The 12,686-nt window shown below is 62.8% G+C and carries 15 protein-coding genes, 1 other RNA gene and 1 pseudogene; 9 read left to right on the top strand and 8 right to left on the bottom strand.

The features are described 5' to 3' along the window. The first annotated feature begins 307 nt into the window (after nucleotides 1-307). Together ACP7DD_RS06350 and ACP7DD_RS06345 are read left to right on the top strand one after the other, a co-directional pair. Entirely contained in the window at nucleotides 308-1,930 is a 1,623-nt protein-coding gene (locus ACP7DD_RS06350) for an alpha-amylase family glycosyl hydrolase (protein ID WP_426173864.1), read from the top strand. Further along, nucleotides 1,927-3,783 (top strand): glucokinase, encoded by a 1,857-nt coding sequence (locus ACP7DD_RS06345; protein ID WP_426173863.1) that lies wholly within the window; start codon nucleotides 1,927-1,929, stop codon nucleotides 3,781-3,783. The genes ACP7DD_RS06350 and ACP7DD_RS06345 overlap by 4 nt, the downstream gene beginning before the upstream one ends. A 153-nt stretch (nucleotides 3,784-3,936) precedes the next feature. On the opposite strand, the gene ACP7DD_RS06340 is transcribed toward ACP7DD_RS06345, so the two are convergent. The 6 genes and pseudogenes from ACP7DD_RS06340 to groES form a co-directional block, all read right to left on the bottom strand. After that, nucleotides 3,937-4,413: a hypothetical protein gene (locus tag ACP7DD_RS06340; RefSeq protein WP_426173862.1), complete on the bottom strand. Its 477-nt coding sequence runs from the start codon at nucleotides 4,411-4,413 to the stop codon at nucleotides 3,937-3,939. Nucleotides 4,414-4,599: 186 nt separating this feature from the next. Beyond that, nucleotides 4,600-5,049 (bottom strand): alpha/beta hydrolase family protein, encoded by a 450-nt coding sequence (locus ACP7DD_RS06335; protein WP_426173861.1) that lies wholly within the window; start codon nucleotides 5,047-5,049, stop codon nucleotides 4,600-4,602. 36 nt (nucleotides 5,050-5,085) lie between these two features. Beyond that, nucleotides 5,086-5,175: pseudogene (locus ACP7DD_RS06330) on the bottom strand (hypothetical protein); the annotation flags it as partial. 145 nt (nucleotides 5,176-5,320) lie between these two features. Next, nucleotides 5,321-5,449, bottom strand: coding sequence for a hypothetical protein (locus tag ACP7DD_RS06325; RefSeq protein WP_426173860.1), 129 nt, complete (start codon nucleotides 5,447-5,449; stop codon nucleotides 5,321-5,323). A gap of 474 nt (nucleotides 5,450-5,923) precedes the next feature. Next, the gene (gene groL, locus ACP7DD_RS06320) at nucleotides 5,924-7,573 is read right to left on the bottom strand and encodes a chaperonin GroEL (RefSeq protein WP_426173859.1); all 1,650 of its coding nucleotides are present in this window, start codon (nucleotides 7,571-7,573) and stop codon (nucleotides 5,924-5,926) included. Nucleotides 7,574-7,622: 49 nt separating this feature from the next. Continuing rightward, nucleotides 7,623-7,913 carry a co-chaperone GroES gene (gene groES / locus ACP7DD_RS06315; RefSeq protein ID WP_099793098.1) on the bottom strand — a complete coding sequence of 97 codons (291 nt, stop codon included), beginning with the start codon at nucleotides 7,911-7,913 and terminating at the stop codon, nucleotides 7,623-7,625. 49 nt (nucleotides 7,914-7,962) lie between these two features. On the opposite strand from groES, the gene ACP7DD_RS06310 reads away from it, so the two are divergent. From ACP7DD_RS06310 to ACP7DD_RS06280, 7 genes are all read left to right on the top strand, one after another. After that, nucleotides 7,963-8,217 (top strand): hypothetical protein, encoded by a 255-nt coding sequence (locus tag ACP7DD_RS06310; protein ID WP_426173858.1) that lies wholly within the window; start codon nucleotides 7,963-7,965, stop codon nucleotides 8,215-8,217. A 58-nt stretch (nucleotides 8,218-8,275) separates the two neighbouring features. Continuing rightward, on the top strand, nucleotides 8,276-8,509 hold the full coding sequence (locus ACP7DD_RS06305; protein WP_426173857.1) for a hypothetical protein: 234 nt from the start codon (nucleotides 8,276-8,278) through the stop codon (nucleotides 8,507-8,509). After that, nucleotides 8,506-8,817, top strand: coding sequence for a cell division protein ZapA (locus ACP7DD_RS06300; RefSeq protein ID WP_426173856.1), 312 nt, complete (start codon nucleotides 8,506-8,508; stop codon nucleotides 8,815-8,817). The genes ACP7DD_RS06305 and ACP7DD_RS06300 overlap by 4 nt, the downstream gene beginning before the upstream one ends. 46 nt (nucleotides 8,818-8,863) lie before the next feature. Then, nucleotides 8,864-9,044: non-coding RNA, 6S RNA (gene ssrS, locus ACP7DD_RS06295), on the top strand. A gap of 137 nt (nucleotides 9,045-9,181) precedes the next feature. Then, a complete protein-coding gene (locus tag ACP7DD_RS06290) occupies nucleotides 9,182-9,640 on the top strand; it encodes an EVE domain-containing protein (protein WP_426173855.1) in 459 nt (152 codons plus the stop codon). Nucleotides 9,641-9,744: 104 nt separating this feature from the next. Further along, nucleotides 9,745-9,993, top strand: a complete 249-nt coding sequence (locus ACP7DD_RS06285; protein WP_426173854.1) for a hypothetical protein — start codon at nucleotides 9,745-9,747, stop codon at nucleotides 9,991-9,993. Nucleotides 9,994-10,104: 111 nt separating this feature from the next. Further along, the gene (locus ACP7DD_RS06280; RefSeq protein WP_426173853.1) at nucleotides 10,105-10,917 is read left to right on the top strand and encodes a sulfite exporter TauE/SafE family protein; all 813 of its coding nucleotides are present in this window, start codon (nucleotides 10,105-10,107) and stop codon (nucleotides 10,915-10,917) included. On the opposite strand, the gene lgt is transcribed toward ACP7DD_RS06280, so the two are convergent. Together lgt and ACP7DD_RS06270 are read right to left on the bottom strand one after the other, a co-directional pair. Further along, complete coding sequence (gene lgt, locus ACP7DD_RS06275) at nucleotides 10,914-11,756, bottom strand: prolipoprotein diacylglyceryl transferase (RefSeq protein ID WP_426173852.1); 843 nt, start codon at nucleotides 11,754-11,756, stop codon at nucleotides 10,914-10,916. The genes ACP7DD_RS06280 and lgt overlap by 4 nt on opposite strands. Then, nucleotides 11,750-12,652, bottom strand: a complete 903-nt coding sequence (locus ACP7DD_RS06270) for a LysR family transcriptional regulator (protein WP_426173851.1) — start codon at nucleotides 12,650-12,652, stop codon at nucleotides 11,750-11,752. The genes lgt and ACP7DD_RS06270 overlap by 7 nt, the downstream gene beginning before the upstream one ends. Nucleotides 12,653-12,686: the final 34 nt, after the last annotated feature.

Genomic DNA, 12,686 nt, shown 5'->3' with positions numbered 1-12,686 from the left:
CCTTCCTTGGTTGCGGCCTGCGGATCGAGCGTAGCTTCCTGCGACATTGATGTCCCCTCAATTTTTTAACTAGACGCGATCCTAAGCTGAAGCCGCGATACTGGCAACTGAATAATGCGCCGCCGAACAGAAACGCCGAAATAGATGTAGTTAAACTACCGTGATCAGTAGAAAAATTGCCGTATTGATGCCGTAAATACTTGATCTTTAAGGATATTATGGCTTTTGGAGGTGGTTCAGGCGGAATTGAAAAAACCGTTGATCTGATGTATATTATGTACAAATTTCTACATCATCTTGGACGACCATGAACCTCACCGACTCGCTTTGGTGGCGCGAAGCCATCATCTACCAGGTTTATCCGCGCAGCTTCCTCGATACCAGCGGCGACGGCGTGGGCGACCTGTCCGGTATCACGACCAAACTCGATTACATCGTGGGCCTGGGCGTGGACATCGTGTGGATTTCGCCGTTCTTCAAGTCGCCGATGAAGGACTTCGGCTACGACGTTTCGGACTACTGCGACGTCGATCCGCTGTTCGGCACACTGGCCGATTTCGACCAGCTGATCGCCAAGGCGCACGGCCTGGGACTGAAGATCATGATCGACCAGGTGCTGTCGCACACGGCGGAGGAGCACCCGTGGTTTGCCGAGAGCCGCAAGAGCGGCGACAATCCCAAGGCCGACTGGTACGTGTGGGCCGATCCGCGCCCGGACGGCAACCCGCCCAACAACTGGCTGTCGGTGTTCGGCGGCTCGTCGTGGCAGTGGGACAGCCGGCGAAAGCAGTATTTCCTGCATAACTTCCTGGCCAGCCAGCCGGACATGAACTTCCACAATCCCGAAGTGCAGCAGGCGCACCTCGACAACCTGCGCTTCTGGCTGGCGCGCGGCGTCGACGGCGTGCGCATGGACGCCTGCAATTTCCACTTCCACGACCTTGAACTGCGCAGCAATCCACCGGCGCTCACGCGCGACACGGCCACCGTCACCGACGTCAATCCGTACGGGATGCAGGCGCACGTGTACGACAAGACGCGCCCGGAAAATATCGACTACCTGAAGAAAATCAGGACCCTGCTGGATGAATTCGGCGCCATCGCGATCGGTGAAGTAGGCGCCGACGACGCGCTGGCGGTGATGGCCGACTATACCGCCGATGGCGACAAGCTGCACCTGGCGTACAGCTTCAACTTGCTGACGCCCGAATTCTCGGCGCGGCACATCCGCACCCAGGTCGAGCAGTTCGAAGCGCGCGTCAAGGGCGGCTGGGCTTCCTGGTCGGTCGGTAACCACGACAGCGTGCGCGTGATGACGCGCTGGGGCGGCGCCGAGCCGTCGCCGGCGCTGGCGAAGGTGGTACTGGCGATGCAGCTCTCGCTCAAGGGCACGCCTTGCCTGTACCAGGGCGACGAGCTGGCGCTGACCGAAGCGGACGTGCCATACGAGCTGCTGCAGGACCCGTACGGCATCACGTTCTGGCCCGAGTTCAAGGGCCGCGACGGCTGCCGCACGCCGATGCCGTGGACTGCCGACGCACCGAACGCCGGCTTCACTACCGGCAAAGCGTGGCTGCCGGTCGATCCGGCCCACATCGCGCAAGCGGCATCACGCCAGGAAGTCGATCCCGATTCGACCCTGAATGCGGCGCGCCGCCTGATCGCATGGCGCCGCGGCCAGCCGCAACTGACGCGCGGCGACATCGTCTTCTTCGACGCGCCCGAGCCGGTGCTGGCGTTGCGGCGCGACCTCGCCGGCCATGCGGGGCTGCTGGCGGTGTTCAATCTCGGTCCCAATGCGGCCAGCTTCAGCTGGCCTGAGGCGCGGGGCGCCACGACGCTGCCGGGCCACGGCCTGAATGGCGACGTCGCCGCCGGCGTGGTGACGCTGCCGCCGTTCGGCGCCTGGTTCGGCACCGCGCAAGGATGAGCAGCGCCGCCGACACAAGCAAATCCGGGCGCACCGCATTTGCCGACGGCCCGCGCCTGCTGGCCGATATTGGCGCCACCCACGCGCGCTTCGCGCTGCAGACCGCGCCGGGCGTGTTCGGCTCGGTGCGGGTGCTCAAGTGCGGTGACTTCGACGGCATTGTGCCGCTGCTGCGGTTCTACCTGGCCGACCATGCCGGCGTGACGCTCAAACATGCGGCGCTGGCAGTGGCCAATCCGGTGACCGGCGACCAGGTGCGCATGACCAATCGCGACTGGCAGTTTTCGACCGATGCAGTGCGCCGCGAGCTTGGCCTGCAGACGCTGTTGGTCGTCAATGACTTCACTGCGCTGGCGATGGCGCTGCCAAGCCTGAAGGCGGAAGACCTGATGCAGGTCGGCGGCGGCGCGGCGGCCGCGAACGCGGTGCTCGGCGTGCTGGGGCCCGGCACGGGGCTGGGCGTGTCGGGCGTGATTCCGACCGTCGACGGCTTCGTCACGCTTGGCAGCGAGGGCGGCCACGTGAACTTCGCGCCGGCCGACGAGCGCGAATTCGCGATCCTGCAGTACGCGTGGAAGGAGTGGCCACACGTGTCGAACGAACGGCTCATTTCCGGGCCGGGCCTGGAAATCATCTACCGCGCGCTGGCCGAACGCAACGGCTTGAAGGCGACGGGACGCAGCGCACCCGACATCATCAGCGGCGCGCTGGAGGAGGGCGATGCGCTGTGCCTCGAAGTGCTCGAATGCTTCTGCGGCATGCTGGGCGGGGCGGCGGCGAACCTGGCGGTGACGCTGGGCGCGTTCGGCGGTGTGTTCATCGGCGGCGGCATCGTGCCGCGCATGGGCGAGTGGTTTGCCGGCTCGCCGTTTCGCGCGCGCTTCGAGGCGAAGGGGCGCTTTACCGATTATCTGGCGCAGATTCCGACGTACGTGATCAGCGCCGACAATCCGGCGTTCTTCGGCGTGGCGACGATTTTGTCGGAGCACCTGCGCGGGCGCAGCGGCGTCAACACGCTGACCGAGCGCATCGGCCACCTGCAGCACGAACTGACGCCGGCCGAGCAGCGCGTGGCCAAGCTGGTGCTGGAGCAGCCGCGCCTTGTGCTGGGCGAGCCGATCGCCGACATCGCGCGGCTGGCCGAAGTGAGCCAGCCGACCGTGATCCGCTTTTGCCGATCGCTGGGATTTTTGGGGCTGGCCGACTTCAAGCTGAAGTTTGCCAGCAGCCTGACCGGCGCCATCCCGGTGCGCCACAGCCAGGTGCGCAACAGCGACAGCACGCACGACCTGTCGGCCAAGGTGATCGACAACACGGTGTCGGCGATCCTGAAGTTCCGCGACCAGCTCGACGTGCGCTCGCTCGACCGCGCCATCGAGCTGGTGGCCCATGCCAAGCGGGTGGAGTTTTACGCGATGGGGAACTCGCGCGTGGTGGCGCTCGATGGCCAGCACAAGTTCTTTCGCTTCCGGATTCCGACGGCCGCGTATGGCGACTCGCACCTGTTCACGCTGGCGGCCGAACTGCTGAAGGCGGGCGACGTCGTGATCGCGATTTCGAATTCGGGGCGGCTGCCCGATTTGCTGGCGGCGGTCGACGCGGCGCGCGCGGCGGGCGCCGACGTCATCGCCATTACCAGCAGCGGCTCGCCGCTGGCGAAGAAGGCGACCGTGTGCCTGGCGGTCGACCATGCGGAAGACAGCACGACGTTCCTGTCGATGATTTCGCGGATTTTGCAGCTGCTGCTGATCGACATCGTCTCGGTCGGCATTTCGATCGACGGACAGGCCGGGCAGCGCGATCCCGACGGCGAAGATCAGCGCAGATTGCTGATTTCGCACCTGGACCGCTAGGGGAAATAAAGCTGGGGGTGGCGCCACCGACGGAGGGAGGAGTCAGCGCCATCGCGTTCCACGTACGACAGCGTTGTTTGTTATCGGCCAGCGGCAGAGGCAACAATAAGCCGCCGCAAGGCAGCGGCGTTGACGTTTCTCAATCGTGCGCGCCTAGTTGGCGCTGATGCGCGCCAGCGGTTGCTTGTCCTTGCGCCATTGATCGAGCGTTACCGTCTTGTCGGTTGCCGGGTCCTCGACCAGAATGTCGTTGCCGCTCTCTGCGACCAGGAAACTTTCCCAGCGGTGGGCGGCATCGGCGCCGTTCTCAACGAAGCTCAACTGGAAGTAACGCTTGCCATCGATCAGCTTCGGACTGGCATCGTATTCGATCAGCGCGCCGCGCACCTTGCCGCCCGACGATTTTTCGAGCTGGCTGGACCATGCCTTCAATTCCGGCAAGGCCATCAGCGCGGCCATCGCCTGCTCCTTGCTGCGCGGATGCGCGTCCGTTGTGGCGACCGCAGCCGCCGGCGCTATCGGCGTGGCCGGCTTGTCGCCGCGGCATCCGAAGATCGTCGCACCTATGGAAACGATAACGGCCAGGCCCAGGAACTGTACTCGTTTTGACGGCGCATCTCGCTTTTGCATTGGGCTCACCCTGAATAGTATCGATCCATACTAAACGAACTATAGGTTCTCGGCAACATTTCTTAACCAAAAGCGATGCGGGGCTGCAATTCTAATACAAGCGGGGTCAGACCAAGTGCTCTGAGCGTGTGGTCTGACCCCGGGTTTGGAACTACTAAACGGACTATAGGTTCTCGGCAACATTTCTTAATCAAAAGCGATGCGGGGTTGCAATTCTAGTACCACGGGGTCAGGCAGGCTGACGGGCTTGCCTGCGCCTTGCAAGGTGGCGACGTAGTCGGTCACCGCGGCGATGCTGACCATCTTGTCCTTGCCGCCCTCGCCGTTCGGCGCACGGATGTACTGTTCGCCGTAGCCCATCGATGCGCGGAAGTCCGGCTGGAACACGGCAAAGCCGCGGTTGTCCAGCAGCTGCACCAGCGTCTGGTAGCCGCCGTCGAAGGCCGCCCACGGGCCGCCATGCACCATCGTCAGCAGCGGCAAACGCGATGCGTCCTTGTCGGGCGGCAGGCTCAGGTAGCCGTGCACCAGCGCGCCATCGGACGCGCGGTAGCGCAGCGCAATCTTGCTTGCCAATTGCTGCTCGGGCAGCGGTGCGCCGAGCGCGCGTTCCTGCTTCAGCTGGTCGACGCGCATCCAGCCGGGCAGCGTGTGTTCCTCGTTGACGAAGCCGATACGGCCGCGCAGGGCCGGCGGCAGGTGCGCGCTGTCGCAGCCGAGAATGCTCGCGCTGCCGGCGTTTGGCGACTGGACGCCGAGCAGCAGCCGGAAAAGCGAGGACTTGCCGGCGCCGTTGGCGCCGACGATGCGTGCACGCCGCCGCGTTCGACCAACAGCGTCACGCGGTCGAGAGCGCGCTTGCCCTGGTAGTGCAGGCTAAGGTTGTTGGTGACGATAACGTGGTTCATCAGGTGCTCTTTTTCGGCAGGCACAGGTCGAGCTCGCCGGCGACGCGGTCGAGGACGGTGGAGGAGGAATAGTCGAGGCCGATGATGTCGCCGGTAAAGCGCTGCACCGCTTCATCGAGACGGCGCAAGCGTGCGTCGTCGGACAGGCGCTGGCGCGGGATCGCGACGAACAGGCCGAGGCCGGCGCGCGCGTCGAGCCAGCCTTCGGTCGTCAGTTCTGTAGGACTTGGCGACGGTATTCGGGTTGACGGCCCGTTGCTGGGCCGAGCCGCGCACGCGCGGTAGGGCGGCGCCGACGGCCAACTCGCCGCTGGCGATCAGCCGGCGCACGCCGTCGACGATCTGGCGATTGATCGGGCGGATCGCCCGTAACGACTTGCAACATCAAAGGAACGCGACAGTTCATGGTGGACTCTTCACCTGTACTAGCACGGTTAGTACAGCAGCACCGCCATCTCTTAACGGTCAACAACTTTTGAATGCATACAACTTAGGGTCAGACCCAGTTTTCGGGTCTCGCGAAGCGCGCGAAAAAAATGGCCACCCGGAGGTGACCATTTTTGTTGTTGGCGGGAAGCGCCGTGGCGCTTCCCGGCCGGCAATTACATCATGCCGTCCATGCCGCCCATGCCGCCCATACCACCCATGCCGCCCATGCCGCCGCCAGCTTGCTTGTCTTCAGCCAGCTCGCACACCATCGCGTCGGTGGTCAGCATCAGGCCAGCGATCGAGGCTGCGTTTTGCAGTGCCGAACGGGTAACCTTGGCTGGATCCAGAACGCCCATTTCGACCATGTCGCCGTAGGTGCCGTTGGCAGCGTTGTAACCGAAGTTACCGGTGCCAGCCAACACAGCAGCAACGACAACCGATGGCTCTTCGCCGGCGTTTTGCACGATCATGCGCAGTGGCTCTTCCATTGCGCGCAGTACGATCTTGATGCCAGCTTCCTGGTCAGGATTGTCGCCCTTGACGGTGATGTTGGCACGTGCGCGCAGCAGCGCGACGCCGCCGCCAGGGACGATGCCTTCTTCAACCGCAGCGCGGGTAGCGTGCAGTGCATCTTCAACGCGGGCTTTCTTTTCCTTCATTTCGACTTCGGTGGCAGCGCCAACCTTGATCACTGCAACACCGCCTGCCAGCTTGGCAACGCGCTCCTGCAGCTTCTCGCGGTCGTAGTCCGACGTCGCTTCTTCGATCTGCACACGCACTTGCTTGACGCGCGCTTCGATCGATTCTGGCTGGCCGGCACCGTCGATGATGATGGTGTTTTCCTTGCCCACTTCAATGCGCTTGGCCTGGCCAAGTTCTGCCAGCGTGACTTTTTCCAGGGTCAGGCCAACTTCTTCAGCGATGACCTGGCCGCCGGTCAGGACAGCGATGTCTTCGAGCATGGCCTTGCGACGGTCGCCGAAACCTGGCGCCTTGACGGCGCAAGTCTTCAGGATGCCGCGGATGTTGTTGACCACCAGGGTCGCCAGCGCTTCGCCTTCGATGTCTTCGGCGACGATCAGCAGCGGACGGCCAGCTTTTGCAACCTGCTCCAGTACCGGCAGCAGATCACGGATGTTCGAGATCTTCTTGTCGCACAGCAGGATGAACGGGTTGTCCAGGATCGCGACTTGCTTTTCCGGATTGTTGATGAAGTACGGCGACAGGTAGCCGCGGTCGAACTGCATGCCTTCGACGATGTCGAGTTCGTCGTTGAGCGACTTGCCGTCTTCAACGGTGATGACGCCTTCCTTGCCGACTTTTTCCATCGCTTCAGCAATACGCTCGCCGATCGAGTAGTCCGAGTTGGCCGAAATGGCGCCAACCTGGGCGATTTCCTTGGTCGTGGTGCATGGCTTGGAGATCTTGGCCAGCTCTTCGACGGTGGCCGTGACAGCCTTGTCGATGCCGCGCTTGAGGTCCATCGGATTCATGCCTGCGGCAACGAACTTCATGCCTTCGCGCACGATCGCCTGGGCCAGCACGGTCGCGGTGGTGGTGCCGTCGCCAGCGTTGTCGCTGGTTTTCGAAGCAACTTCCTTGACCATCTGCGCGCCCATGTTCATGAGCTTGTCTTTGAGTTCGATTTCCTTGGCGACCGAGACACCGTCCTTGGTGACGGTCGGCGCGCCGAACGAGCGCTCCAGCACCACGTTGCGGCCTTTAGGGCCGAGCGTGACTTTGACTGCGTTGGCGAGGATATTGACGCCTTCAACCATCTTGGCGCGCGCTGCGTCGCCGAATATTACATCTTTAGCTGCCATGTTTTTTCTCCGTTACTTGTGAAAATTTGTCGGAATGGGGGAAGTCTGATTACTTGACCAGCACGGCCATGATGTCTTCTTCGCGCATGACCAGGAGTTCTTCGCCGTCGACCTTGACGGTCTGGCCGGAGTACTTGCCGAACAGAACGCGATCGCCAACTTGCACTTCCAGCGCGCGGACCTTGCCGTCGTCCTGGACTTTACCGTTGCCGACGGCGAGGATCTCGCCCTGGTCCGGTTTTTCTGCAGCTGCGTCAGGAATGATGAGGCCGGAAGCGGTTTTGGTTTCCTGGTCGAGACGCTTGACGATGACGCGATCGTGCAAAGGGCGAAGGTTCATGTAAAACTCCTTTTAAAATCAATGGATTGACTGGCGCGCCGGAACAGCCTTGACCGCTCCGAACCTTCAAGTTGCCGCTCCCGCTGGGCGGTCTCGGCTTGAAAAGGTTGTTAGCACTCTCTGCCAACGAGTGCTAATTATAGGGACGATAAGGGGTATTTTCAAGAAGCTTATTTTGTTTATTTCATTAGGACAGTTGAGAAATCGCAAACTGGCGGCGCCATTTATCGGCGGAATGGACGCGCTGCCGCAAGCCGCGCCGCGCGTCCCTGCTTATCGCCGAAGCAATAAAATCCATCAATAGTCAGCGCTAACGTACTGAATCTGTTGACGGAAATTCGTTCGCAGTTCTATAGTTACGGATGATTTCTGAATTCCAAGAACTATCCGACAAAATCGACCGTCTCGCCGAGATGACCGCGGCGCTGCGCCGTGAAAATGCCGGCCTGCGCCATGCCAACGTCGTGCTCGCGGCCGAGAAGGCCGGCTACCTGGGCTTGCTGGCCGAAGCGCAGCAGCGCGTCTCCGCTTTGCTCGACAAGTTTCCGGCCGAAGCCGGCGCCACCACCGCTCCCGACGACGAGGCCGCGCAATGATCCAACTCGATGTCACCATTATGGGCAACCCCTACCGGCTCGCCTGCAAGGAGGGAGAGGAGCGCACCCTGAAGGAAGCGGTCGCTTTTCTCGACGGCAAGATGTGTGCGGTGCGTGATGCCGGCAAAGTCAAGGGCAACGACCGCATCGCGGTCATGGCAGCGCTCAGCGTGGCCGCCGAATTTCTGTCGGTGAAGTCGCCGCAAGGACCGCTTTCGGAGATGTCGATTTTGGATGTCAGGCAAAAAATCGAGGCGATGCATGCCGTATTGGACAGCGCCCTGACGCCGCAAGAAAATCTGTTCTGACCGGTCAAATTCATTTGACTTGTGAGTTCATCGGAGTAAACTTCGTTCTACCCTGCGGTGTTCGCGATTGCCATATATTCCTTGAACCATTTATGTGCACCGGTTGCGGAATTTTGTTCGATGGGAGTGAGCGTCGCTAGTCCGACGAACCCGAAATTGAACTAACTGTGACCACCTTGAACCGTTTGGTTCGGGATGCCGGTAAAAACGGCACAGGCGGGGCTTTACTTTTTAAAAAGCGGTTGTTCGCATTCGATGCGCAACCGTTTTTTTTTGCGCGCGTTTTTATGCGCGCGCCTCGGGCGATCAACCTTGGTCGATCAATTCAAACGGCCAAATAGCGCGGCCGCGGCGGGAGCGATGCATGCGTTATTGGTTGATGAAATCCGAACCCGATGAAGTCAGTATCGACGATGTGCTGGCCGCGCCCGCGCACACGGTCGCCTGGTTCGGCGTGCGCAATTACCAGGCCCGCAATTTTCTGCGCGACGAAATGCGGCCGGGCGACCAGGCTTTCTTTTACCACTCCAGCTGCGCCGAGCCGGGCATCGCCGGTATCGTCGAAATCGTCAGCGCCGCTTATCCGGACGCTACCCAGTTCGATTCCACCAGCCCGTATTACGATGCGAAGGCAACGCAGGAACAGCCGCGCTGGATCAGCGTCGACGTCAAGGCGGTGCGCAAGACCGCGCTGCTGAGCCTGAAGCAGATGCGCACCATGCCGGAGTTGTCCGACATGCGCCTGTTGGCCAAGGGCAGCCGGCTGTCGGTGATGCCAGTTGAAGCGGCCGAATGGAAGTTTATTCAGAAGATGCTGAAGTAACCAAGCGACCGGTATCGGAACCGGGGTCTGACCCTAAAGGAATAAATGGGTCAGACCCGGCGGCGTCGACGGTCGGGCCGGGCTGCGATGTGGCGAACAACCAGATGGTCACTGCAACGCTGGCCGGCGCCGCGCTCGGCGCGCTGGCCGGCGCGGTCGGCGGCAACAGCAGCGATGCGGCCACCGGCGCCGTCGTCGGCACCGCCCTCGGCGCGGGGGCCGGCTCAGCCATGTCATCGGGCACAGCATGGACCGCGCAGCGCCGTTACGACATCGCGTATCAGCAGTGCTTGTATGCGAAAGGAAATGTCATTCCGGGCTATTACCCGCAGCCGGTGCAGCCCTTGCCCTAGCCGGCGGCCCCAAGCGGCAACCATTCCGAGGCGGTCCGATGCACCAGCTCGGTGCGCGCGGTAGAATGTTTCCTTCGGGCGCGGGCCCGCCCGACCTGAAGGATGTTTCCGATGACCTGGACCCTGGTGCTTTCCTTGTGTGCCATGGGCATCGTCGGCGGCTTCGCGGCCGGGCTGCTTGGCATCGGGGGCGGCATGATCCTGGTGCCGTTCATGACGATGGTGTTCACGTCGCTGGCGTTTCCTTCCCACCTGGTGGTCCACATGGCAATCGCCACTGGCTTGGCCACCATCGTGTTTACCTCGATTTCATCGGTGCGCGCGCATCACCTGCAAGGCGGGGTCTTGTGGCCCGTCGTTCGCCTGTTCACCCCGGGCATCCTGGTCGGCTCCTGGCTTGGGCCGTGGGTCGCACAGCAATTGAACAGCACCATGCTGGCGCTGTGCTTCGGCATTTTCGTGTTCGTCGCCGCGACCCAGATGCTGATTAACGCCAAGCCGCCCGCCAAGTATCAGCTGCCGGGCACGGCCGGCATGTTCGCCGCTGGCGGCGTGATCGGCCTTGTGGCCGGGCTGGTGGGCGCCGGCGGCGGCTTCATCTCGATTCCTTTCATGACCTGGTGTAACGTGCGGATCCAGAACGCGGTCGCCACCAGCGCCGCGCTCGGTTTTCCGATCGCGCTGGCCGGCACCATGGCCAACATCTATTACGGCGTGGGCGAGACGGCGTTGCCGAAATATTCGCTCGGCTACATCTACCTGCCGGCGCTCGGCGTCATCGCCGCCGCCAGCATGGTCATGGCGCCGATCGGCGCGCGCACCGCCCACCGGTTACCGGTGGCCAAGCTGAAGAAAATCTTCGCCATGATGCTGTACGCCCTGGCTACCTACATGCTGTGGCAGGCGCGCTCGCTGGCGAACTAGGCGTGCACGGGGCGCTTCGCCTCGTTCGAATATGCCCATGCCAGCATAACGATGCCGCCGATAATCATCGGCAGCGACAGCATCTGTCCGGAGGTGATCGGCAAGCCGGCGACGGTGATCTGCCAGTCCGGCACGCGGAAGTATTCGGTGAAGAAGCGGGCGCAGCCGTATAGCAAGGTAAACGTCGCGCCGACCGCCAGTCGCGGGCGCGCCTTGCGGGCGAACAGCCACAGGATGGCGAACACCAGCAGGCCGTCGACCAGCAACTGGTACAGCGGCGACGGATGGCGCAAGCCTTCGAGGAACACCGGCACCGGGTGCAGCGCGTAATGCGCGTCGGGCCAGCGCATTGCCCACGGCAAGCTGGCGTCGGCCACCCGGCCTGGCAGTTCGGCGTTGATGAAGTTGCCCATGCGCCCGGCGGCATAGCCGAGCGGCACCAGCGGCGCGATGAAATCGTAGACGTCGAGCAGCTTGCGTTTCGACTTGCGCGCCCACAGCGCCATCGCGATCAGCACGCCGATGAAGCCACCATGAAACGACATGCCGCCATGCCACACCATGAAGATTTCCAGCGGATTGTCGAGAAAGAACTTGGGCGTGTAGAACAGCACTTCGCCGAGGCGCCCGCCGATGATGACGCCGAGCACGCCATAGAACAGCATGTCGTCGAGGTCGTCCTTCTTCCACCCTTGCGCGGCGATGTGCGGCTGGTGGATGCGCACGCGGCCGAGCGCGATGAACAGCGCGAACGCGAGCACGTACATCAGCCCGTACCAGTGCACGTGCACCGGGCCGATCGAGAACGCAACGGGGTCGGGCATCGGGTGGGTCAGCATAAAGTGTTCTTCCTAAGTAAATCCAAAAAGCCCAGCAGCACGGGCGAGTGGTTGTCGCGGCGCCAGGCCAGGCCGGTTTCGACCAGCGGGGAATGGTCATGCAGCGCCCGGTATTCTACGCCGGGACGCATCAGGTTGGACACCGATTGTGGCACAAGCGCCAAGCCCATGCCGGCCGACACCAGGCTGACGATGGTCTGCATCTGGATCGCCTGCTGGCCGATCTCGGGCGTGACGCCGGCGGCGCGGAAGCCGCCGAGGATGGCGTCGTGCAGCGCCGGCGCGATCGGCCGCGGAAAGATGATCAGTGGCAGCGGCGGCACGTCCTTTAGCCAGACCGGGCCGCCGTCTTGCAGCGCTGCCAGGCCGGCCGGCGCGGCCAGGATCAGCGGCTCGGACAGCACCTTCAGGTAGTCGAGGTCGGCGCGCGCCTTGTCCGGCAGCGGCGGGATCAGCAGGCCGGCGTCGATGCGGTTGTGCAGCAAGTCGTCGACCTGCAGGTCGGAGGTCGCTTCCTGCAGCACGATTTGCACCTGGGGAAACTGCGCGCGGTAGGTGCGCAGGAACGGCGGCAGCACGCTGTAGTCGGCCGAGGAGACGAACGCCAGCGCCAGGCGGCCCGATTCGCCGGCGGCGGCGCGGCGCACCAGTTCCGGCAGTTCAGCGGACTGGGCCAGCAGGCGGCGCGCCTCCGGCAACAGCGCCGCGCCGGCCGGCGTCAGCGCGACGCCGCGGCGGCTGCGCAGGAACAGCGGCGTGCCCAGCAGCTCCTCGAGCGCCTGGATCGTTTGCGACAGCGGCGGCTGCGTCATGTGCAGGCGCGTGGCGGCGCGGCCAAAGTGGAGTTCTTCGGCGACAGTGGCAAAATAGCGCAGTTGTCTCAGGTCGATATTCATTGCAGGCTAAAAAGCGTTAATTGATATGTTTTTC

Origin of the sequence: Massilia sp. TWR1-2-2, from assembly GCF_049897565.1 — a bacterium.
In the GTDB taxonomy this organism is placed as follows: Bacteria; Pseudomonadota; Gammaproteobacteria; order Burkholderiales; family Burkholderiaceae_D; genus JAFCUW01.
This window is presented reverse-complemented; position numbering and strand designations above follow the sequence as displayed.

Coding starts and splice junctions, on each gene's coding strand:
- ACP7DD_RS06350 (WP_426173864.1), top strand. CDS start 308: ATGAACCTCACCGACTCGCTTTGGTGGCGCGAAGCCATCATCTACCAG.
- ACP7DD_RS06345 (WP_426173863.1), top strand. CDS start 1,927: ATGAGCAGCGCCGCCGACACAAGCAAATCCGGGCGCACCGCATTTGCC.
- ACP7DD_RS06340 (WP_426173862.1), bottom strand. CDS start 4,413: ATGCAAAAGCGAGATGCGCCGTCAAAACGAGTACAGTTCCTGGGCCTG.
- ACP7DD_RS06335 (WP_426173861.1), bottom strand. CDS start 5,049: ATGCGCGTCGACCAGCTGAAGCAGGAACGCGCGCTCGGCGCACCGCTG.
- groL (WP_426173859.1), bottom strand. CDS start 7,573: ATGGCAGCTAAAGATGTAATATTCGGCGACGCAGCGCGCGCCAAGATG.
- groES (WP_099793098.1), bottom strand. CDS start 7,913: ATGAACCTTCGCCCTTTGCACGATCGCGTCATCGTCAAGCGTCTCGAC.
- ACP7DD_RS06305 (WP_426173857.1), top strand. CDS start 8,276: ATGATTTCTGAATTCCAAGAACTATCCGACAAAATCGACCGTCTCGCC.
- ACP7DD_RS06300 (WP_426173856.1), top strand. CDS start 8,506: ATGATCCAACTCGATGTCACCATTATGGGCAACCCCTACCGGCTCGCC.
- ACP7DD_RS06290 (WP_426173855.1), top strand. CDS start 9,182: ATGCGTTATTGGTTGATGAAATCCGAACCCGATGAAGTCAGTATCGAC.
- ACP7DD_RS06285 (WP_426173854.1), top strand. CDS start 9,745: ATGGTCACTGCAACGCTGGCCGGCGCCGCGCTCGGCGCGCTGGCCGGC.
- ACP7DD_RS06280 (WP_426173853.1), top strand. CDS start 10,105: ATGACCTGGACCCTGGTGCTTTCCTTGTGTGCCATGGGCATCGTCGGC.
- lgt (WP_426173852.1), bottom strand. CDS start 11,756: ATGCTGACCCACCCGATGCCCGACCCCGTTGCGTTCTCGATCGGCCCG.
- ACP7DD_RS06270 (WP_426173851.1), bottom strand. CDS start 12,652: ATGAATATCGACCTGAGACAACTGCGCTATTTTGCCACTGTCGCCGAA.